At 44.4% G+C, this 22,530-nt stretch carries 15 protein-coding genes, 3 rRNA genes and 1 pseudogene; 11 read left to right on the top strand and 8 right to left on the bottom strand.

Annotated elements, in window-relative coordinates; translation table 11 throughout:
• The first annotated feature begins 25 nt into the window (after positions 1 to 25).
• Positions 26 to 1,285, top strand: coding sequence for a cyclic di-GMP phosphodiesterase (locus tag SPEA_RS09065; protein ID WP_012154967.1), 1,260 nt, complete (start codon positions 26 to 28; stop codon positions 1,283 to 1,285).
• A gap of 93 nt (positions 1,286 to 1,378) precedes the next feature.
• A complete protein-coding gene (locus tag SPEA_RS09060) occupies positions 1,379 to 1,693 on the top strand; it encodes a DUF3135 domain-containing protein (protein WP_041410900.1) in 315 nt (104 codons plus the stop codon).
• A 74-nt stretch (positions 1,694 to 1,767) separates the two neighbouring features.
• On the opposite strand, the gene corA is transcribed toward SPEA_RS09060, so the two are convergent.
• Both corA and SPEA_RS09050 read right to left on the bottom strand, forming a co-directional pair.
• On the bottom strand, positions 1,768 to 2,715 hold the full coding sequence (gene corA, locus SPEA_RS09055) for a magnesium/cobalt transporter CorA (RefSeq protein WP_012154965.1): 948 nt from the start codon (positions 2,713 to 2,715) through the stop codon (positions 1,768 to 1,770).
• A 110-nt stretch (positions 2,716 to 2,825) separates the two neighbouring features.
• Entirely contained in the window at positions 2,826 to 3,197 is a 372-nt protein-coding gene (locus SPEA_RS09050; protein ID WP_223296608.1) for a hypothetical protein, read from the bottom strand.
• A gap of 160 nt (positions 3,198 to 3,357) precedes the next feature.
• Between SPEA_RS09050 and SPEA_RS09045 the strand changes: the two genes are divergently transcribed.
• Positions 3,358 to 4,032, top strand: coding sequence for a YccT family protein (locus tag SPEA_RS09045; RefSeq protein WP_012154963.1), 675 nt, complete (start codon positions 3,358 to 3,360; stop codon positions 4,030 to 4,032).
• A gap of 61 nt (positions 4,033 to 4,093) precedes the next feature.
• Here the strand turns inward: SPEA_RS09045 and SPEA_RS09040 are convergent, their stop codons facing one another.
• Positions 4,094 to 5,071, bottom strand: coding sequence for a LysR family transcriptional regulator (locus tag SPEA_RS09040; RefSeq protein ID WP_012154962.1), 978 nt, complete (start codon positions 5,069 to 5,071; stop codon positions 4,094 to 4,096).
• Between the two features lie 204 nt (positions 5,072 to 5,275).
• On the opposite strand from SPEA_RS09040, the gene xapA reads away from it, so the two are divergent.
• The 4 genes and pseudogenes from xapA (at position 5,276) to SPEA_RS22740 (ending at position 9,376) form a co-directional block, all read left to right on the top strand.
• Positions 5,276 to 6,109 carry a xanthosine phosphorylase gene (gene xapA / locus SPEA_RS09035; protein ID WP_012154961.1) on the top strand — a complete coding sequence of 278 codons (834 nt, stop codon included), beginning with the start codon at positions 5,276 to 5,278 and terminating at the stop codon, positions 6,107 to 6,109.
• 11 nt (positions 6,110 to 6,120) lie between these two features.
• Entirely contained in the window at positions 6,121 to 7,383 is a 1,263-nt protein-coding gene (locus tag SPEA_RS09030) for a NupC/NupG family nucleoside CNT transporter (RefSeq protein ID WP_012154960.1), read from the top strand.
• A gap of 59 nt (positions 7,384 to 7,442) precedes the next feature.
• The gene (locus tag SPEA_RS09025) at positions 7,443 to 8,321 is read left to right on the top strand and encodes a DMT family transporter (RefSeq protein ID WP_012154959.1); all 879 of its coding nucleotides are present in this window, start codon (positions 7,443 to 7,445) and stop codon (positions 8,319 to 8,321) included.
• Between the two features lie 129 nt (positions 8,322 to 8,450).
• Positions 8,451 to 9,376, top strand: a pseudogene (locus SPEA_RS22740) (IS630 family transposase).
• Between the two features lie 304 nt (positions 9,377 to 9,680).
• Here SPEA_RS22740 and rrf read toward each other — a convergent pair.
• The 4 genes from rrf to gmhB form a co-directional block, all read right to left on the bottom strand.
• Positions 9,681 to 9,796 (bottom strand): 5S ribosomal RNA (gene rrf, locus SPEA_RS09010).
• 132 nt (positions 9,797 to 9,928) lie between these two features.
• A 23S ribosomal RNA gene (locus SPEA_RS09005) occupies positions 9,929 to 12,823 on the bottom strand.
• Positions 12,824 to 13,171: 348 nt separating this feature from the next.
• Positions 13,172 to 14,714, bottom strand: a 16S ribosomal RNA gene (locus SPEA_RS09000).
• Together the 16S, 23S and 5S rRNA genes form the textbook arrangement of a ribosomal RNA operon.
• Positions 14,715 to 15,590: 876 nt before the next feature.
• On the bottom strand, positions 15,591 to 16,145 hold the full coding sequence (gmhB, locus tag SPEA_RS08990; protein ID WP_012154956.1) for a D-glycero-beta-D-manno-heptose 1,7-bisphosphate 7-phosphatase: 555 nt from the start codon (positions 16,143 to 16,145) through the stop codon (positions 15,591 to 15,593).
• Positions 16,146 to 16,310: 165 nt separating this feature from the next.
• Between gmhB and SPEA_RS08985 the strand changes: the two genes are divergently transcribed.
• Together SPEA_RS08985 and SPEA_RS08980 are read left to right on the top strand one after the other, a co-directional pair.
• Positions 16,311 to 17,615, top strand: a complete 1,305-nt coding sequence (locus tag SPEA_RS08985; RefSeq protein WP_012154955.1) for an aminopeptidase P N-terminal domain-containing protein — start codon at positions 16,311 to 16,313, stop codon at positions 17,613 to 17,615.
• A 246-nt stretch (positions 17,616 to 17,861) separates the two neighbouring features.
• Positions 17,862 to 19,058 carry an APC family permease gene (locus tag SPEA_RS08980; protein ID WP_041411372.1) on the top strand — a complete coding sequence of 399 codons (1,197 nt, stop codon included), beginning with the start codon at positions 17,862 to 17,864 and terminating at the stop codon, positions 19,056 to 19,058.
• Between the two features lie 110 nt (positions 19,059 to 19,168).
• On the opposite strand, the gene SPEA_RS08975 is transcribed toward SPEA_RS08980, so the two are convergent.
• A complete protein-coding gene (locus tag SPEA_RS08975) occupies positions 19,169 to 19,393 on the bottom strand; it encodes a hypothetical protein (protein ID WP_012154953.1) in 225 nt (74 codons plus the stop codon).
• A gap of 222 nt (positions 19,394 to 19,615) precedes the next feature.
• Here SPEA_RS08975 and SPEA_RS08970 point away from each other — a divergent pair, with 222 nt between their 5' ends.
• Together SPEA_RS08970 and SPEA_RS08965 are read left to right on the top strand one after the other, a co-directional pair.
• Positions 19,616 to 21,145, top strand: a complete 1,530-nt coding sequence (locus SPEA_RS08970) for a phytoene desaturase family protein (protein WP_012154952.1) — start codon at positions 19,616 to 19,618, stop codon at positions 21,143 to 21,145.
• A 43-nt stretch (positions 21,146 to 21,188) separates the two neighbouring features.
• Positions 21,189 to 22,415 (top strand): FAD-dependent oxidoreductase, encoded by a 1,227-nt coding sequence (locus tag SPEA_RS08965; RefSeq protein WP_012154951.1) that lies wholly within the window; start codon positions 21,189 to 21,191, stop codon positions 22,413 to 22,415.
• Positions 22,416 to 22,530 lie beyond the last annotated feature (115 nt).

Below are 22,530 nucleotides of genomic sequence, written 5' to 3'. Positions count from 1 at the left end.
TCAGAAAAAGTTAAAAATAATACCCATGACAAATAGTTGTAAAGTCGCTGTAGGACAGCTGCAAGTTGGGAACTTTGTTAGGTTACCCATAGCATGGAAAGACCATCCATTCATATTCAATAGCTTCAAAATTAAGCAGCAGACTCAAATTGAACTGATAAAGAATCTCGGGATCGAGTTTGTCTACGTCCGTCCAGAGCGTAGCGATACTCAGCCGCTTTCAAGCATCGAAGCGAAACAGCAAAAACCACAAATTATAGATAACAACCTCGAACAACTATCTGGTGAATTAAACCAGCAAAAAGCCAAAAGCATTGATGCACAGCAATCCTTAAGACGTCGCTTACAAAAAACCGAGAAGCACTTCATTCGTAATGTTGCCATGATGCGTAATCTCACCAGTAAATTACGTAACCGACCACTCGATGCCGTTAATGAAGCCAAAGAACTCATTCATGGCGTTTGTAATCAACTACTCACCGATGACAAGTTAGTGCTTCATCTTATGGCCGATGCCAAGAGTGATGAAGGAATTTATTACCATTCTCTTAACGTCGCAGTACTTTCTATGCTAATTGCCAAAGAACTTGGCTGGAGTCGTAAAGAAATTGAATTGGTCGGCATGGGTGCGCTATTTCACGACATAGGCAAGCTTAAGATCCCAACCCAGTTACTGCGTAAAACGACCCCGTTTACTCACTCTGAACAGATATATTTTAACCAGCATCCAGCAATGGGGGCAGAGCTTATTAATATTACAGATAATTTCCCCCAACAAGCGCTGCCTATCATCTTAAACCACCATGAATTTCTAGATGGTTCAGGCACACCTAAGGGGCTGTTAGAAAAAGATTTAGATAAGTTAAGCCAATTAGTCTGTGCGATTAATACCTACGACAACCTATGCCATTCCGACAGGAGCAGGAAAGCCAGAACACCATACTCTGCACTTGGCTATCTGTATAAAAACTATCAGAGTCGGCTTAATCAGCAAGTAATAAATCGTTTAGTCAAAATGCTAGGAGTTTACCCTCCAGGCAGCGTGGTTGAGCTATCGTCGGGACAATTTGCTATGGTGATGTCGGTTAATTTAAGCAAACTTCTGTTACCAAGAGTGCTAGTTTACGACCCTAACGTTCCGAAGGAACAAGCGCCGATTGTAGACTTAGCGAGTGAAGGGCTGACTATTATTAGATGTTTACCCTTAGCTGCGCTGCCAGAGAAAGTGCTGAAATACCTCAACCCAAGAGAAAAGATCAGCTACTTCTTTGGAGCCGAGAAGTAAGCAGCCAATAGAGCAAGTCAGCCCATTTCTTGCTGAACTCCTCCCGACTGACTAAAGTTAATTCTACTAGCTTTTATGTCGGGAGCGGTATTTATGACTGAACTACCAAGCTTTGACAGACTGTTATGGATGGCAGAAAATACCCCAGAGAAATTGGATGCTCTACAAACAAAATTGAGTAAAGAGGCTATTGCACTAAGCCGTGAGCATAATAGAGCAAATCTAACCTCGCTACTCGACCACTTAAACAAACGCCTAGGCCTGTGTAAAACCCCCTACCAACGTTGCCATCTTGTTAGTAGCTTAATGTTTCAAAAGTTAACCTTGTTGAATCAAGCTTACTGCCAACCGGAGCAGTTTCTTCAAAATAAAGCTGAAGTAGTGCCCTTACGAAAAAGGACTAAATAAGACTTGGTTATTGCTGTAATAGCAAAAAGCTCGCAGTCGCGAGCTTTTTTAATCCAATGATGATTGAATTGGTATTATAGCCAACCTTTACGCTTGAAGAACAAGTAGGTTCCCGCCGCACTACCGAACATCATAGCAATAGCCATAGGGTAACCAAATCTCCAATCGAGTTCAGGCATATTCACAAAGTTCATGCCGTAAGAGCTTGCGATCACCGTTGGCGGTAAAAAGACAACTGCCGCAACTGAGAAAATTTTAATGATTTTATTCTGTTGTAATCCACTAAAACCCATAGCTGCATCGAGTAAGAAGTTCAGCTTATCGAAAATAAACTGGCTATGAGGCATTAAAGACTCGATATCTGAAAGCATTTCACGCAGATCTTTAAGCTCATCATCAGATAGTTGAGCACGGTAATACTTCTGCATAAACCTTAATGAACGTTGGGTATCAAGCAGACTTAAACGAATTTTACCGTTTGAATCTTCCTGTCGAGTGATAAGCTTAAATACATTATCAAGCTCTTCATTCTTAAACACCTCTTCGCTCACATTCTCAAGAACGGTATATACATCCTCAATTAAGTCAGAGAGGTAGTCCACTTTAAGATTAAACAATTCTAATAATAGGGTTTCAGGTGTACTCGCTTCAATTTTACCAAGTCTTAGGTAATTTCGCAGCAGTCGGATCAGGCCTACGTCTTCCTCACGAATGGTTAGCAGAAAGTTTTTACGTAGATTAAAGGAGACATTGACCCCTTTGACATCTTGCCCCGCACGTTGCGGGAACAAAGAGTTGATGTGCAGTCCATCTTTATTCTGGTAAAAACGGGCTGAAGCCTCAATCTCATTGATGTCCTCTTCATCCTGCACATCTTCAACAGAAAAGCCACTTAACCACTCTCTTTCCTGCTCGTCAGGTTTATATAAGTCCAGCCAGATGATACCGGGAGGGATGTTGTCCTTCATGCTCAATTCGATAATCGTAAGTTTACGATCCTCATAGGCATAGGCTGTTATCATAGCTCCTCCTTATAAACACATATAGCAAATCGTTAGGACAAAAAAACGTGGGCCATTCTACCTTATAATGTGGTATTGCAAAGGGATCACTAAAAGAAAACCCATGAGGATTACTTATTTACCGTGTTCGCGACAATAATTCGCTCCTGATTGGACAATCTAATGCGAATACCGTTAATAGTTGTTATCTCATTGCTAGCAATATCTTTCTTCCTTACTTGGTAAACAACCGACTCATTACTCATTGGTGACACTATGGTCACACTGACAACTTTATTGCCATCACTCCAGTCCCAGTACCAATATGCTGCAGTTGCAGTGAGTGATAAGCTGATCAACACATAGGCTGCGATACGAAGCTTTATATTCTTACCTAGCTCTTTGGTACTGGCTCGGACACCCTTTTCTCTCGGTTTACGCATATAAACCATGGCCCCAACGATAATAAGTAGGGTGATCAAGATTTTAGTTAGCACAGACATTCCCTCTACGGCATTTGTAATAATTATACCCATAAAAAAATGGATAAACTGTTATTAATATCCAAGCATTTGCATACAAGTTTGTAATAAAATTATCTTGCGATGCAAATTCAGCGTCCTTCTGCTATAAAGAGGACTTTAATTGAAATTAGGATCCCGAATGAAGCGTTATGGTCTTGTCTTAAGTAGTGCCTTGAGTAGTGCTCTTCTATTGGTTACCACATCGGCGTTAGCTGAAGTCACCCTCACAATGCCTTCAAACTCAGAACTCGTACTAGTAAACGGGGTCGATGCTAACGGACGTGAAAAACTAAGCCTGAATAATGGTCTCAACCAGATTGCATTTAGATATCTTGGGCGTTACCAACAGCAAGGCTCTCAAAACCAGTTCCAATCAGATGTAATTGTCATCAAGTTCGATGAAAGTGATGCTCAACTCTATCTATCTATGCCACGAGTTCGCTCCAACAGCGCAGCTAACAAGTTTAATCAGTCCCCAGAAGTGACACTGGAAGACCAAAACAGCAATGCGGTAGCCTTTGAATTGGGGATGCTGATAAAAAAAGGTCTGCAACTAGGTCGAGACTATGAAGTTGAGATGGCAGCCTATAACGTTACAGATCAAAAAGCGTCGCTAAACATTAAGCCAGCAACAATTTCAACGCCGCAAACAGCTATTCCTGTTGCCACTGCAGTGAGTGTGAGTGCAGCAACAGCGACTAAACAAAGTAAAAAAAGCGAGCAGATAAATGTTGGCCAGATGCTCGATTTCTGGTACCAACAGGCCGATGAAGAAACGCGAAAAGCCTTTAAAAAGCGAATTGAAGACAAGTAATCGATCTCAATATGAACTTAAGCCCACTACATGAAAGTGGGCTTTTTTATTAGTCTCTTCATTAGACTTGTTTGGAGGCCTCTAGGTTCATAAACTGATGTAGCGACTGAATAAGCGCCTGCTTTTCTGCGGTCATTTTTTGCGGGTTGTACACAGCGCAAATATTGGCAATGATCTCCTGCTCAAGCGATACGAAGCGAACATGCTTCCAGCTCTGACGACTAAAACTGTGGGGAACAACGGAGATCCCAGCATGACTTTCAATCACATTCATTAATGTCATCGGCTCTACCACCTCTTGAGTTATCTGCGGTAAAAAGCCTTCCTTGATGCAGTGATTAACCACTAATTGCGCAGATGCTGAGTTTTTCTGACTCATAATGACAAACTTTTCAGTGGCAAGTTCAGACAAACAAAGTTGGGCTCTTTTACTAAGCTCATGCTTATCCGATAACGCAATCACCATCGACTCACAATATAAATTGCAGGACTCTAACGGCGTGATATCCAACGTATCCGCGTAGCGAACAAAGCCGATATCAATTTCATTATTAAACAGTGCGACTTTCTGCTCTTGTGGCGATAATTCCAAAAACTCAAATTGAATACTTGGATATTGAGTTTTCAACTGCTGACAGGCATAGCCAAACCCGGCCCAAAATACTGAACTCACAATCCCCAAACGTAGATGCCCTTGGGTTTCTCTCGCGTATTGGGTCACTTTATTTACTGAGGTTTCCATCACGCTAAAAATCGACTGACACTCATGGCGCAACATCAACCCTGTCGATGTCAGTTGAATACTTCTTTGTTCACGGTTAAATAACTTCACTCCTAGAATCGCTTCAAGTTCTCGCATCTGAGCACTCAAGGGAGACTTTGATATGTGTAGCCGCTGCGCGGCTTGAGTTAAGGTTTTACTATGGCTGGCCACATAAAAATACCTCAGCATTTTCATGCTAATACGCTCAGCCCAATAAAGACTCTTTAAATCTAGCGGTATTACGCTATGGTCATTGTTCACAAATTTTGTATCCATTTCATTACAGTAAATAGCACTACTTTGGCGTAATAACTGCGCGATAAAGCAATATTCAATGCTTTAAATAACCAATTTCACTCCTAAAATTGCCGAGCCAGTTATTGTGCCGAAAATCAGCACATTAGAGTCGATTTTAGCGATTTTAATCAAAATAGCTTGGGAATATCGTGAGCCCAATAACAAATCCAATTAGGAATAAAAATGTCTCTGTACGATCCAGTCCCGAACGCTATTGCTACCATCGAAAAGTACAAACCAGGTTTTAAGCCACAGATTGCGATGATCTTAGGCTCTGGTCTAGGAGTGCTTGCCGATAAACTCGAAGATAAAGTTAGCATCGGTTATCAAGAGCTTGATGGTTTCCCTGTTAGCACCGTTGAAGGTCACAGTGGTGAGTTGGTACTTGGTTACCTAAACGGCGTACCTGTTGCTTGTATGAAGGGCCGTGGTCACTTCTATGAACATGAGTCAATGAAAGTCATGACGACACCCGTGCGCACTTTCAAGACGCTGGGTTGCGAGATGTTATTAGTTACCAATGCTGCGGGCTCTTTACGTCCAGATCGCATCGATGTTGGCTCTCTCGTTGTGTTCTCAGATCACATAAACACCATGCCAAGCACCCCAATGACAGGACCTAATGACGACAAGTACGGTCCACGTTTCTTCAGTCTTGCCAATGCCTATGACAAAGATTTACGCGAGCAAGCTTTAGGCATAGCTAAAACACAAAATATCGTACTCAACCAAGGCATTTTTGTTTCTTACCCAGGTCCCTGTTTCGAAACCGCTGCTGAAATTCGCATGATGCAAATCATCGGTGGAGATGTAGTAGGCATGTCAGTCGTACCAGAAGTTATCTCTGCAGCGCATTGCGATCTACCCGTACTTGCTATCTGTGCGATCACCAACATGGCTGAAGGCTTAGGTGATGTGAAGCTATCACATGAGCAAACTCTTAAGTGTGCAAAACTGGCTGAAAGTGACTTCTTACAGCTAATCAATGCATTCGTCGATAGCGTTAAGAAAGCGTAGAGGATAGGACTATGATGTTCATGGGATTTATCGGCATGCTAGTGCTTTTAGGCATAGGCTTCGCGTGCTCAGTTAGTCGACGTTCAATTAAACTACGTACAGTTGGTGCGGCACTAGGCTTACAAGTGTTAATTGGTGCGTTTGTACTCTATGTACCAGTTGGTCGCCAAGCACTTGAATCTATGTCTCACGGCGTGCATGTGGTGCTTGATAGCGGTAAAGCGGGTATTCGCTTCCTATTTGGCAATCTAGTTAACTTCTCGGTTGAAGGGATAGGCTTTGTATTTGCACTTAACGTGCTGCCATTAGTAGTGTTCTTCTCAGCCCTAATTGCTGTGCTTTACTATCTTGGCATTATGCAGTTTATCATCCGTATCATTGGTGGTGGCATGGCTAAACTTCTAGGCACCTCACAGCCTGAGTCTATGTCTGCAGTGTCTAATATTTTCGTCGGTCAAAGTGAAGCACCACTCGTAATTAAGCCTTATATGGCGAAGATGAGCGACTCTGAGTTCTTCGCTGTTATGTGCGGTGGTATGGCATCCGTTTCAGGCACTGTACTTGCTGGCTACGCCATGATGGGCGTTGATATGGAATACCTACTTGCTGCATCATTTATGGCAGCTCCTGGTGGTGTTCTGTTTGCTAAGTTAATCCTTCCTGAAACTAGCACTCCGACCTACACAATGGATAGCAAGATTCAATTTGATGAGAAGCCTCCGGTAAACGTATTAGCGGCAGCAGGCGAAGGCGCAGCGAGTGGTCTTAAACTTGCGGCGGCTATCGGTGCGATGTTAATCGCTATGATTGGTCTGGTTACTCTGGTGAATAACCTACTAGGCGGTTTTGGTGACATGGTCGGCCTACAACTGTCTCTTGAAGGGATCTTAGGCTGGATCTTTGCACCGTTAGCCTTTTTACTAGGTGTTCCAGCTGCCGATATGGCCATTGCTGGATCTATGATTGGAAAGAAGCTTATCGTCAACGAGTTTGTTGCCTACAGTGATCTTGCTCCATACCTAAAAGACTCAACAGAAGTGACTGCAGCAGGACTGCAAGTACTTCAAGAAAAGAGTAAAGTTATTATTAGCTTTGCACTGTGTGGCTTTGCAAACTTAGCTTCTATGGGGATCTTAATTGGCGGACTAGGTACATTGTGTCCATCAAGAACAGACTTCATCGCCAAGTACGGCTTACGCACCGTAGTTGCTGCGACTTGCTCTAACTTAATGAGTGCTGCGATTGCAGGTATATTCTTCTCTTTAGCCAATTAAGCCATAGGCTAATGTAAGTTAAGGGCGGAATTCCGCCCTTTTTTATTGAAGGTTTAAAAATGTTTAAGTCCGCTTTGCCACACCTACAGATGTTAATCTTCACCTTTGTGATCGCTATGACCTTCCCTATCGGCAAGCAGCTGATGCTAGAAGTTCCGCCAATGATCGCAACCTGGCTTAGATATGTCATCGCGGCGATACTTTTTACTTTTTTGCTGGCGCTAACTCGCCAACTAAAATTACCAAGTAAAAAAAGTTTACTGCGCTACATCTTAGTAAGTTTACCTTCACTAATGTACTTTACGGCGATGTTCAGTGCTCTGACTCAAACGACCGCGTTTGCAACCAGTGCCTTGTACACATGCGTACCACTCATTACAGCCATAATTGTGGTTATAGTTAACAGGAACATGGGTAAGTTAACTAACTGGGCGGCGTTGGGATTAGGTTTTGCTGGTGCGTTAGCTTTAGTCATGCAACAAGCAGGCAGTTCAAGTGTTGATATAACCTGGAACTCGGGCTACAGCCTTTTCATGATTGGCTGCGTTGCTATGGCAGCGAACCCATTAGTCATCAAAGCCTGTTATCGACAAGAAAACTTTATGGTCTTCACCGGCTGGAGCTTAATAGCAGCAAGCTTAATTTTATCCGTGTCATTATTGCCTGATATTGTGGCCTATGACTGGAAGCAAGTTTCGGCTAATTCATGGTTAGCAACTTTATACCTAGCTATTTTTGCCACGGCGATTAGCTTTTTCCTGTTTCAAAAAGCCAGTGTGAAGTTAGCCCCAGAACAAATTTCCGCCTACATATTTTTAATTCCCGTATTTGTATTACTCACTGCAGACACTATTGAAATAAGCTGGGGCTATGCCATACCCGCACTCTTAGCCGTCACCTTCGCGATGATTTTACTGATGCGAAAGCCGTCAGATTAACAATAATACCGATTAGTATAAGTTGTGATCTAATAAAGGCCTCACAAATAACTCTAATCCTCACTCGAAAAATTACAGCGCTGAAAAATCCTGGCTTTGTCAAGACCCGAAAAAGAACCACGTAAGCGCATGCGATTAGTTGCCATTGCGCTTTTCTTAAGGGAAATAACTAAGTATCTTTCGAGCACTCTCAAGGGATTGGATGCCAAAAAGAATAGAGGTCGTGATAGCTACTTGAGCTCAATTCAAAAGCAGCGACTCAGTGCCTATATAGAAGAGCTGTGCAAAAGTAGCTCTGGTGGCAGACTTACTGGTGACGCTATCCTTAAATATATCCAACAACAGTTTAATGTTGATTACCATCCTAATGCGATTTACAAGCTGCTAGAGCAATTAGGTTTTAGCTGGGTAACGAGTCGCCGAAACACCCCAAACAATCTACTGGAGTCCAAGCGACTTTTAAAAAAGTTCCAGTTGGAAACGATCCTTAACACTCCCAGCAGCGTGGCACTTGAGCGAGTCGGCAGGTTTATCAAAAATCATGGTTTCAAGATGAGGCTCGCTTTGGTCAGCAGAACACAACAACACGTTTATGGGCTAGAAAAGGCACACGTCCAAGAGCGATACGCTAACAACAGTTTGAATATGCACATTTCTTCGGTGCAGTCTGTCCGGAAACCGGAGGAACTGAAGCGTTAATTGTTCCTTTCTTAAGTAAAGACATCATCCGTCAGCATCTATCTCAAATTGCACAAAGGACAAAACCTGGTCGACACGCTGTGGTGGTAATGGATGGCGCAGGTTGGCATACAACTGATATCGCAGATGAATTTACCAACCTCAGTATCATCAAGTTACCTCCATACTCACCGGAGCTCAATCCGATAGAGCAAGTATGAAGTTGGTTACGACAACACCATCTTGCTAATAGGAGTTTCAAATGTTACGAGGATATAGTGAGTGCCTGTTCGATTGCTTGGAATAACTTCATCAGTGATACAAAAAGAGTGATGTCGTTATGCCAAAGAGACTGGACAAGAATGACTAATTGTTAAGATGGAATGGTATAAATAGGCGCCTGGTAATGACCATATCGGTTCGCGCAGCGAACACATGGGGGCTAAGAAACCCTGCTTTGGATGCAACGCATTCAAGGGCTTTGAAGCGCGAGTAACTTGTTACGAAGCTGGAGAACCCACTCAGCGGCGGGATGACGTCGGGAGTAGGCATTTATGCCTACTTAAGTGGATGAGCCACCTTAAAGGATAAGAAGCAGTTATAAGCAATATAGTGCTATTTTAAAAAGCTCCAAACGCAAAAAAGCCACCTTAACAAGGTGGCTTCTCTACTTAATTTAGCGCCTGGAAATGACCTACTCTCACATGGGGAGACCCCACACTACCATCGGCGATATTGCGTTTCACTTCTGAGTTCGGAATGGATTCAGGTGGTGCCACAACTCTATGGTTTCCAGACAAATTTGGTAAATTTAGAAAGCTGGACTCGCTATGCAAGTCTTAATAAATTGGGTTCACACTACATTAAGTGTTTTCTAATTCTGGTTTCTATAAGAAACATAGTTAACTCATAAAACCCATCAGGGTTGTATGGTTAAGCCTCACGAGTCATTAGTACAAGTTAGCTCAACGCCTCACAACGCTTACACACCTTGCCTATCAACGTCCTAGTCTCGAACGGCTCTTTAGAGGAATTAAATTCCTAGGGATGACTCATCTTAGGACTCGCTTCCCGCTTAGATGCTTTCAGCGGTTATCGATTCCGAACGTAGCTACCGGGCAATGCTATTGGCATAACAACCCGAACACCAGCGGTTCGTCCACTCCGGTCCTCTCGTACTAGGAGCAGCTTCCTTCAATCATCCAACGCCCACGGCAGATAGGGACCGAACTGTCTCACGACGTTCTGAACCCAGCTCGCGTACCACTTTAAATGGCGAACAGCCATACCCTTGGGACCGACTTCAGCCCCAGGATGTGATGAGCCGACATCGAGGTGCCAAACACCGCCGTCGATATGAACTCTTGGGCGGTATCAGCCTGTTATCCCCGGAGTACCTTTTATCCGTTGAGCGATGGCCCTTCCATACAGAACCACCGGATCACTATGACCTACTTTCGTACCTGCTCGACGTGTATGTCTCGCAGTTAAGCTGGCTTATGCCATTGCACTAACCGTACGATGTCCGACCGTACTTAGCCAACCTTCGTGCTCCTCCGTTACTCTTTGGGAGGAGACCGCCCCAGTCAAACTACCCACCAGGCACTGTCCCGAACCCCGATTCAGGGGCCGCGGTTAGAACATCAAAACTACAAGGGTGGTATTTCAAGATTGACTCCACTCCATCTAGCGACGAAGCTTCAAAGTCTCCCACCTATCCTACACATGTAGGTTCAATGTTCAGTGCCAAGCTATAGTAAAGGTTCACGGGGTCTTTCCGTCTAGCCGCGGGTATACGGCATCTTCACCGCAATTTCAACTTCACTGAGTCTCGGCTGGAGACAGCGTGGCCATCATTACGCCATTCGTGCAGGTCGGAACTTACCCGACAAGGAATTTCGCTACCTTAGGACCGTTATAGTTACGGCCGCCGTTTACCGGGGCTTCGATCATGAGCTTCTCCGAAGATAACCCAATCAATTAACCTTCCGGCACCGGGCAGGCGTCATACCGTATACTTCCTCTTGCGAGTTTGCACAGTACTGTGTTTTTGATAAACAGTTGCAGCCACCTGGTATCTGCGACTCCCGGCAGCTTAGAGAGCAAGTCTCATCACCGCTAGGAGCGTACCTTCTCCCGAAGTTACGGTACCATTTTGCCTAGTTCCTTCAGCCGAGTTCTCTCAAGCGCCTTAGTATTCTCTACCCGACCACCTGTGTCGGTTTGGGGTACGATTCCTGCTAACCTGAAGCTTAGAAGATTTTCCTGGAAGCATGGCATCAACTACTTCAGTCCCTTAGGACCTCGTCATCAGCTCTCAGCCTTAAGTACACCCGGATTTGCCTAAGTGTACAGCCTACAACCTTAAACGCGGACAACCAACGCCGCGCTAGCCTAGCCTTCTCCGTCTCTCCATCGCAGTTAGCAGAAGTACGGGAATATTAACCCGTTTCCCATCGACTACGCCTTTCGGCCTCGCCTTAGGGGTCGACTCACCCTGCCCCGATTAACGTTGGACAGGAACCCTTGGTCTTTCGGCGAGGGGGTTTTTCACCCCCTTTATCGTTACTCATGTCAGCATTCGCACTTCTGATACCTCCAGTGTGGGTTACCCCTTCACCTTCAACGGCTTACAGAACGCTCCTCTACCGCACCAGTGTAAACACTAGTACCCATAGCTTCGGTGTATTGCTTAGCCCCGTTAAATCTTCCGCGCAGGCCGACTCGACTAGTGAGCTATTACGCTTTCTTTAAATGATGGCTGCTTCTAAGCCAACATCCTAGCTGTCTAAGCCTTCCCACATCGTTTCCCACTTAGCAATAACTTTGGGACCTTAGCTGATGGTCTGGGTTGTTTCCCTTTTCACGACGGACGTTAGCACCCGCCGTGTGTCTCCCGTATAGTACTCATTGGTATTCGGAGTTTGCAAAGGGTTGGTAAGTCGGGATGACCCCCTAGCCTTAACAGTGCTCTACCCCCAATGGTATTCGTACGAGGCGCTACCTAAATAGCTTTCGAGGAGAACCAGATATCTCCGAGTTTGATTGGCCTTTCACCCCCAGCCACAAGTCATCACCGCATTTTTCAACATACGTGTGTTCGGTCCTCCAATTGATGTTACTCAATCTTCAACCTGCCCATGGCTAGATCACTCGGTTTCGGGTCTACACCTTGCAACTAAACGCGCAGTTAACACTCGGTTTCCCTACGGCTCCGCTATTCGCTTAACCTTGCTACAAAATGTAAGTCGCTGACCCATTATACAAAAGGTACGCAGTCACGGTCTCAAGAACCGCTCCCACTGCTTGTACGTATACGGTTTCAGGTTCTATTTCACTCCCCTCACAGGGGTTCTTTTCGCCTTTCCCTCACGGTACTGGTTCACTATCGGTCAGTCAGGAGTATTTAGCCTTGGAGGATGGTCCCCCCATGTTCAAACAGGATGTCACGTGTCCCGTCCTACTCGTTTTCACGTAAAGTTAGTTTTCATGTACGGGGCTATCACCCTGTGCCGCTGTGCTTTCCAACACATTCCACTAACACCCTCTACGCTTAAGGGCTAATCCCCGTTCGCTCGCCGCTACTAGGGGAATCTCGGTTGATTTCTTTTCCTCCGGGTACTTAGATGTTTCAGTTCCCCGGGTTCGCCTCACTACACTATGTATTCATGTAGTGATACATGCTTATGCATGTGGGTTTCCCCATTCGGACATCGTTAGCTCAAATGCTTGTTACTAGCTCGCCAACGCTTTTCGCAAGTTACTACGTCCTTCATCGCCTCTGACTGCCAAGGCATCCACCATATACGCTTAGTCACTTAACCATACAACCCAAATAAGTCTCTATGAGGTTATCCGTTGTTCTGAGCGGGTAAGCTCACAACAGCCGTATCGTAACTAATGGTTTCTACTTTCGCCAAAATTAGAATTTTTATCTCATCATCCAACAAGTTAATGTTAAATAACGAGCTAAGACACTTAATGTTAAGTGTTTTTAGAACTCAATTTTTTAATTTCGCAATAATCTTTCGATTATTACTATCAGCTTTCCAAATTTTTAAAGAACGATATCAACTACGTGAAGTAGGATATTTCGTCGCTCATCCCTACAAAGTAGAGACAAACAAGCAATCTGTGTGAACACTCAACAACTATTAAGTTAGTCGTATAGGTAAGGAGGTGATCCAGCCCCAGGTTCCCCTAGGGCTACCTTGTTACGACTTCACCCCAGTCATGAACCACACCGTGGTAAACGCCCTCCCGAAGGTTAAGCTATCTACTTCTGGTGCAGCCCACTCCCATGGTGTGACGGGCGGTGTGTACAAGGCCCGGGAACGTATTCACCGTAGCATTCTGATCTACGATTACTAGCGATTCCGACTTCACGGAGTCGAGTTGCAGACTCCGATCCGGACTACGACCGGCTTTGTGAGATTAGCTCCACCTCGCGGCTTCGCAACCCTCTGTACCGACCATTGTAGCACGTGTGTAGCCCTACTCGTAAGGGCCATGATGACTTGACGTCGTCCCCACCTTCCTCCGGTTTATCACCGGCAGTCTCCCTAAAGTTCCCACCATTACGTGCTGGCAAATAAGGATAAGGGTTGCGCTCGTTGCGGGACTTAACCCAACATTTCACAACACGAGCTGACGACAGCCATGCAGCACCTGTCTCAGAGTTCCCGAAGGCACTAAGCTATCTCTAGCGAATTCTCTGGATGTCAAGAGTAGGTAAGGTTCTTCGCGTTGCATCGAATTAAACCACATGCTCCACCGCTTGTGCGGGCCCCCGTCAATTCATTTGAGTTTTAACCTTGCGGCCGTACTCCCCAGGCGGTCTACTTAATGCGTTAGCTTGAGAGCCCAGTGTTCAAGACACCAAACTCCGAGTAGACATCGTTTACGGCGTGGACTACCAGGGTATCTAATCCTGTTTGCTCCCCACGCTTTCGTACCTGAGCGTCAGTCTTTGTCCAGGGGGCCGCCTTCGCCACCGGTATTCCTTCAGATCTCTACGCATTTCACCGCTACACCTGAAATTCTACCCCCCTCTACAAGACTCTAGTTTGCCAGTTCAAAATGCAGTTCCCAGGTTGAGCCCGGGGCTTTCACATCTTGCTTAACAAACCGCCTGCGTACGCTTTACGCCCAGTAATTCCGATTAACGCTTGCACCCCTCGTATTACCGCGGCTGCTGGCACGAAGTTAGCCGGTGCTTCTTCTGCGAGTAACGTCACACCCAAACGCTATTAACGCTTGAGCTTTCCTCCTCGCTGAAAGTGCTTTACAACCCGAAGGCCTTCTTCACACACGCGGCATGGCTGCATCAGGCTTTCGCCCATTGTGCAATATTCCCCACTGCTGCCTCCCGTAGGAGTCTGGACCGTGTCTCAGTTCCAGTGTGGCTGATCATCCTCTCAGACCAGCTAGGGATCGTCGCCTTGGTGAGCCATTACCTCACCAACTAGCTAATCCCACCTAGGTTCATCCAATCGCGGAAGGCCCGAAGGTCCCCTCCTTTCCCCCGTAGGGCGTATGCGGTATTAGCAGTCGTTTCCAACTGTTATCCCCCTCGACTGGGCAGATACCTAGGCATTACTCACCCGTCCGCCGCTCGTCACCTCAGGAGCAAGCTCCCTTGTGTTACCGCTCGACTTGCATGTGTTAGGCCTGCCGCCAGCGTTCAATCTGAGCCATGATCAAACTCTTCAATTAAAGTTTTTTTTGCTTCTTCCACCTTACAAGTAAGGCTAAATCAGCGGCTCAACGAATTCTGTGATTTGTTTCCACTTTAAAAAGTAGAATCAAACTTTTTCATATTGCTATGAACACTCATTCATTAAGTAATTTTTGATTGTCTCACTCTTTACTAGAAAGAAGAGGCAATTTCGAATAACTTAATCTCTGTGAGTGTCCACACAGATTTGCTTGTCATATTGTTAAAGAGCGATGCTAATCCTATTGAGAACCCATTCTGTTACGAAGAAGTCTCTCAGTTAGCAGCCTAGGACGCTAGGTCGTTGGCTTGGGCTGTGTATTCTACACTTCCCGTTGATGGCGTCAAGCGTTTATTTTAAGAAGTTTCAAAGCTCTGATGCCTTATACACTAACGTGAATATCCATCGCTGCGATTAGCTCTTAAACTGCTCTTCACCAAGTTCAAATTTCTTTCGATTTTTGAACCTCTAACTCTTACTTAATAAGAGTGTCTGATTTAGCTGCAAGTCCTGTTCTACTTAGCTTTTGCTAAGCACACTAGGCCTGCTGTGCCGTGTCAGTGGATGCGCATTATAGGGATGCTATGCTAAAGCACAAGGGGCTTTCTTAATATAATTAGAATATTCGAATCAAATGAATAGCATTTGCACGATACGCTGTTTTAAACAGCATGACAGCCGAATTAACGGCCGGGTTTGTAGGCTGACCGTTGATATAGAATATTTTCTTTATTAAGAGATGAGCTATAAATGGAAGACTCCAGAACCTAAAGTCGATGTTCTGGGCTAGAAACAATAACGCCCCTAGAGCTAGAGGCGTATACATTCGAAGTCTAATCCTCGTCGATAACTCTTTACAGCTATTCTTTACGAGCTAAGCTTGACTCGAAAGATATGCGGGGACATCTGCAATTGAATCTAAAACGACAGTCGCAGCAGCAATCGCGTCATCGGTAACAGATTTACCTGTTCTAACAAGAATTCGTGTCGGTATACCTGCGGCCTCAGCAGCCAACATATCGTCACGCTTATCACCGACCATGACAGACTGTGATAAATCGATTTTTAAGAATTGTGCAGCTGAGTTAAGCATGCCAGGTTTTGGTTTGCGGCAATCACAATCAATCTTATATTCGCCAACGCCCTTTTCAGCATGATGAGGACAGTAATATATGCCGTCTAGCTCAACGCCTTTATCGACAAAGTTCCAATCCATCCACTCTGTCAATGAATGAAACTGTTCTTCACTGTACATTCCTCGAGCAATCCCTGATTGGTTGGTAACAACAGCAAGCAAATATCCCATCTCTTTAAGAGATGCACACGCGTCAAACACACCGTCTATATATTCAAAATCGTCAACTTGGTGTACATAACCATGGTCTAGATTGATAACGCCATCTCTGTCTAAAAATACCGCTCGATTCACAATACATTCTCTCTATATATGCAATGACTATTATTATTTCACTCATTACAACAAAATGCACCGTGAACTTGCTATAAAGCAGCTAATAACGTGTAATGAATAAAATATACAGTCTTAAATTTTATAGACTGCAGCAGATTCAATTAACCGCTATGGAATAATAAGATGTCTAATATCTACCATCAAAGACGCTCCGAACTGCTCGAGCAGTTACCAAATAACAGTTTAGTGCTTATTGCAGGCTATCAACAGAAAGTGCGTAGCAAAAATATCAAATACCATTTTAGACAAGATAACGACTTTCTCTACTTAACGGGTTTCGATGAACCCGATGCCATTGCATTACTTATTAAAGGAGATGTTAACCAGTACATTTTATTTTGTCGGCCAAAAGACCCTGCTCAAGAGGTTAGCTTTGGTGCGCGAGCGGGAATTGAAGGCGCTGTAGAAATGCACGGTGCTAATAAGGCGTACAGCGTTGCTGAGTTCGAACACACCCTGCTGCCACTTCTGCAAGGTATTAACACTATCTATGTAAGTGATGAACTGGGGCGCTTCTCGTCGCAACTCATTAGCTGGGCTAACCATCAACGACATCATTGCTCTTTTGATACACCTAAGCACTTCACCTCGATAAAACCTTTGGCAGAGCTGTTACACACTAAGCGGGTGATTAAATCCAATGACGAACTCGCTAGAATACGCTCGGCAGTTGCCGCATCCACCTTTGGCCATAAGGCGGTCATGCAGGCTTGTAAACCTGGCGTTAATGAACGAGAGCTCTCATCATTATTTGACTTTACTATCGCAAAGCATGGCTGTAACGATGTCGCCTACCCTAGTATTGTCGCCGGCGGCAATAACGCCTGTTGTCTGCATTATGAAGAGAACTGCTGCGAATTATCTGACGGACAGATGCTGCTTATCGATGCTGGCGGTGAATTCAAACATTACGCCGCAGATATTACCCGCAGTTACCCGGTTAATGGCCGCTTTACTCCGGAGCAAAAAGCTATCTATCAATTAGTGCTAAATGCGTTAGATCAAGCCATCGAAAAAGTACGTCCAGGAGCAGCTTGGAATACTCTTTATGAAACATGCATGCAAGTGATGGCTGAGGGGCTTAAAGAGCTTGGTCTCCTAGAAGGTACTATTGAGGAGATCATGGCAAGTGAGAGTTATAAGCGCTTTACCGTACATAAGACTGGCCATTGGTTAGGCATGGATGTTCATGATGTTGGCCCCTATCATGACAATGAAGGTCACTGGCGCACACTCGAAGCTGACATGGTGTTTACCATTGAGCCAGGTATTTATTTTCCGAAAGATGCCATAGATATACCAGAAGCGTATCGCGGTATGGGGATCCGTATCGAAGATGATATTTTGGTCACCGAAACAGGCTTTGAGAACCTGTCAGTCCATGTACCAAGAACGATAGAAGAGATTGAAGACTGTATGGGAGCCTAAAGCAATCCAGTTCCAGCAATAAAGTTAGAATTAAAGTTAGAGTTAGAGTTAGGTGCAATGAGAGTGACAGTTCATTTTATTGCGCTTAGCTCTCCCCCCTTGTTTAGCACCCTATAGCGCCCAAAACAATGGACGCGATGTACTAGACTAAAAGTAGTACTTGTTAATCAGCGAATATCCATTCTCATGCAAGCTCACAAATCTCAACTGAGAACACCCCGCTCCTCTTCTGCCACTGATAGCCCATTGGCGCGAAAGATAGGCCTGCCCCTGCTGACACTTTATGGCTTAGGTACCATGCTCGGCGCAGGGGTTTACGTATTAGTCGGAAAAGTAGCAGCCAATGCAGGTATGCTCGCCCCGCTCTCCTTTATTGTTGCCGCTATCATTGCCTATGTTACTGCGCTCAGTTACTGTGAGCTAGTATCTCGCTTTCCTCAAAGCGCTGGTGAAGCCTGTTATGTTGAGCAGGGCTTTCACCGCCGTTATTACGGCATCATTGTTGGTTACCTTGTGGTGTTTACTGGCATAGTCTCATCCGCAACACTCATAAATGGTTTTGTCGGCTACTTAGCCCATTTTGTCGAGATCCCTCGCCATGTCAGCATTTCAGTTATGCTGCTATTACTCGGACTCATTGCGATATGGGGTATTGCTGAATCACTCTGGCTCACAGCGTTGTTAACTGTCATTGAAGTATTCGGGCTTTTGCTGGTCATTACAATTGCAGGCAGCGCGCTTCCGGCCTCCATAGATATACAGCAAGCTTTTATTCCAGAAAGCTCACTCGTTTTAGGAGGTGTCCTCAGCGGCGCTTTTCTCGCTTTTTATGCCTTTATCGGCTTTGAAGATATGGTCAACATTGTTGAAGAGGTTAAGTCTCCAAGCAAAACCATGCCAAGGGGAATAATACTGGCATTCATTAGTGCTAGCTTACTCTATGTCATTGTTGCACTAGTCGCAGTCTTCTCTCTTCCCTTAGATCAACTTGCGGCCTCAGATGCTCCACTTAAAGATATCCTGCTCCCCCACCATCCCATGGCGGGTACCTTAATCGGCATCATCAGTCTATTTGCAATTCTAAACGGCATACTCGTTCAGATAATCATGGCAGCTCGTGTTCTTTACGGTATGGCTCGCCAAGGACGCTCACCCGCTTTTTTCGCTAAGGTGAACAGCAAAACCCAAACTCCAATCAACGCCACCATTATCATTACCGCAATAGTGTGCTTTTTCGCACTTTGGCTTCCCCTAGTCACACTGGCCAAAACCACCAGCTTTATTATTCTAATTATTTTCGCTTTAGTTAATCTGTCACTTTGGCGTGTTCAGCGCCAAACCGCTACAGACAAGACGATTAACCGACGAGGCTGGCCTATTACTGGTACTTTGTTGTGCCTTTTTCTATTATCCGTTCAGATTGTTAGCTATGTTTTCACATAAATCAGGCTAATAATGCAAATTTAATGCAAATTTAATGCAAGCATTAGACATCAATAACAGGTTCAGTCTCAACATCATCCGTTTATATATCCCTATCTAGTAAATAGTGGCTAAAAGTTCGACTTGGCCCAATCACTGAGTTTATCTAACGGTTTGGGAAAGCCTAAAGCATAGACAAAGCGATTCTCACTATCTTCAAACACGTTGGTATTTACAGCGAGCAAAACAAAACCCTCATCTAGTAACGCACTCGCATCCTGACTGCATTCTGTTTCGACTATTTTTGTAATTTGAAGGAGAACCTCTTGAGACCTATCCATTGCAATTTTATCCATGAGTAACCTTAATACCAACGACAATATAGCCATTGTAGAATACACAAGCTCAAGAGACGAAAATCTATATTTACTTAAATTCTAATCAAACTCATAACCCACTCTTAAAATCATACTCGTATTTGCTGGCTATCAACTCGCAAACTACAATTAAAGGCACTGTGTTTTCTAGTCCCAAAAAGTGAAACTAACGAATCTCGCCACCAGCAGATGGAGTCGATAATGGATACAGACTATTTAATAGTCGGTAGTGGACTATCCGCATTAGTGTTCGCCGCGCTGAGTGCAAAGTCTGGTAAGAAGGTCGTGATACTAGAGGCACATGAATACCCCGGCGGATTTGGCCATACTTTCCCTATCGCAAAGCATTACAAATTCAATGCCCAGCTTCACTACGTCTGGAATTGTGGTGAAGGTGATACAGTCAACAACGTTCTTAAAAAGCTGCAATTAGAGGAACAGGTCACTTTCGAATCATTCGATCCTCAAGGCTTCGATCATATGCGTATGCCTGAGTATCAACTCGATATTCCCTATGACTCCGATCTACTGCTTTCAAGGCTTAAGGAGCTGTTTCCTAAACATTCTAAGCAATGCACCACCTTCATCAATGAGGTCAGGCGAACGGCAAATGGACTCGGCGTGCTGTCCGGTGACGAGCGATTTAAAAATATCCTTAAAAATCTAGAACAAGCCGCAACCGCATACCGGAATATCAAGTTTACTCTGCAGCAGATGTTTGACAAACATAAGCTGCCACTGGAAGCACAAACATTACTAGCATTGCAGTGGCCAGATTTTTTACTTCCCCCTAATCAGCTTTCATTTTGTGCCTGGGTGCTACTGTTTACCGGTTATCAGAGGGGAGCTTATTACCCCACTCATCATTTCGAACATGTGATAACAAGCTTAGTCGACACTATTGAAGCTAACGACGGACAGATCATCTACCAAACTCAGGTCGACAATTTTGTTTTGGAGAATGATCGAGTAGTGGCAGTTGAAGCGACAGATCTGACAACCAATATCACGCTGCGCTATGACGCAAAGTGCACTATTTGTAATATGGATCCTAAAAAAGCTGCCCACCTAATCGGCATAGAAAAGTTCTCTTTAAAACTTAGAAGACAATTGGACTATGACTATTCAGCTTCTAACTTTATGGCCTACTGCGCCGTTAAAGATATTAATCTTGAGGACTACGGCTTTGGCAGATGGAATATTTTTCACTCTAATCATAAGGATCTCAATCTAGCCTTCGATGCCATGTATAACCAACATGATTACTCTGCCCCAAGTTTTGCAATGTCCACCCCCGGATTTTTAACCCAAGATTCTTCCGATAGACCAGAGGGTCATCAGATCATCGAGTTCGTTACTGTCGCAGATTACCAGTATTTTAAGGCGTTAAAGTCGCGGGATCCGAGGGCCTATAGACAGAAGAAAAGAGCAATATTAGATGCTATTGTGAATACTGTAGAGGAGCATTACGTTCCAAACTTTCGGGAACACTTAACCTATAAGAGCACGGGTAGCCCGACGACAAATGAAGACTTCTGCTGGTGCCCAGAAGGTAACTCATATGGTTCAGCGATGACTCCCAGTAATTTCAATCTATGGCGTTTAAATCATAACAGCTCGCTTAAAGGGCTCTACTTTTGTAACGCCTCATCAGGATACGCAGGCTTTGCAGGTACATTTTGGACCGGAGCTAAGCTATACCAGCACCTGAGCGGAGAGCGTATTCTATAATTTAACGATAACCACACCGCACTTACGAATATGGGGGAAAATAATGAAGTTTGCGATTATAGGTGGCGGGGCCAGCGGTATGATTACCGCCTACTACCTGAGCAAGCAAGGGCACCATGTAACCGTATATGAGAAGCAATCCATACTGGGCGGGCATATACGCACGGTAAATAAGAATGTAAAAGTCGCAAACATGGCCCCTGAGTTAACTCTTGAAGGCGGTGTGGTGGAGTTCTCGAGTAACTTTAAACATTTCATATCTCTAATGGATGAGCTCGACGTTGAACTTAAGCCCTTAACTGTGGGGTCGGCTCTGTTTAAGCGCAATAAGAAACGCTTTCTCTCACCCACTATGATCACTGGAAATACCAAGGGCTTGTCACTTATAGTTGAGTTCTTCAAACTTATTTGCGTTTACCTCTCTGCCAACAGGCTATTATTGCAAACACACTTCAAGCCACTGTCATCACTTAAAAATAAGCCTTTAGCCGATTTTGTCAGTCAACATCAGGTCAACAATACCTGGTTAAAGTTATTTACTATGTACTGTTTCTCTATCCCCTATAAAGCCACCATGAAAGTGCCTGCGGAGTTAGCATTTAATATTTTTAGGCGATATTTTTGGGCCAACTGGAAACGTATAGATGGCGGAGTCTACAGTTATATAGAGAAAATTGAACAACGCATAAACGGAGAAGCTATTGTAAATGCGAATATAAAATCAGTGAATCGCTCTAATAATTGCGTCACACTGCTATTTAACGATGACTCCCGTGAGCATTTCGACAAGCTAGTCTTAGCCGTTCCCCCAGATCTGGTACTTACACTTCTATCCGATCCAAGTGCAGCTGAACTTGTTTACTTCTCTCCCTGGAAGAAAAACACGGCCAAAACCGTGCTCCACAATGACCCTCGGGTATACCAGCGTTTTGGGATAACGCATCCGTCAGAATTCGATTTTTTCCAAACTCAGGCTGGCTGGGGTTATAACGCTAGCCTTAATCGGATCTGTAACTTAGCGCCACAGCAACAATATAGTCTGGCTTTCAATATTGACGCTCTGATCGCGAAAGAAAAAATCATTCAAACATTTGAGCACCACACGCCACTTTATACTGTCGATGCATTTCGTCATCGCCGTAACATAATCGATAACAATGGTGACAATCACACCTACCATGTCGGCGCCTACCTCTATGACGGCCTTCACGAAGGTGCTGTGCTATCCGCCAAAAAAGTGGCTGAATTGGTGCAAAAAATTAGCTACTAAACATCGATTAGAAATATGCTAGTTGTTCTGCTTACTCTCGATAAAGATTAACTTTTAAAACTTATTCATTTAAAACTCCATTTTTAAATCAACGTCTACAAAACAGCATATAGCA

Source organism: Shewanella pealeana ATCC 700345 (assembly GCF_000018285.1).
Classification (GTDB): domain Bacteria; phylum Pseudomonadota; class Gammaproteobacteria; order Enterobacterales; family Shewanellaceae; genus Shewanella; species Shewanella pealeana.
This window is presented reverse-complemented; position numbering and strand designations above follow the sequence as displayed.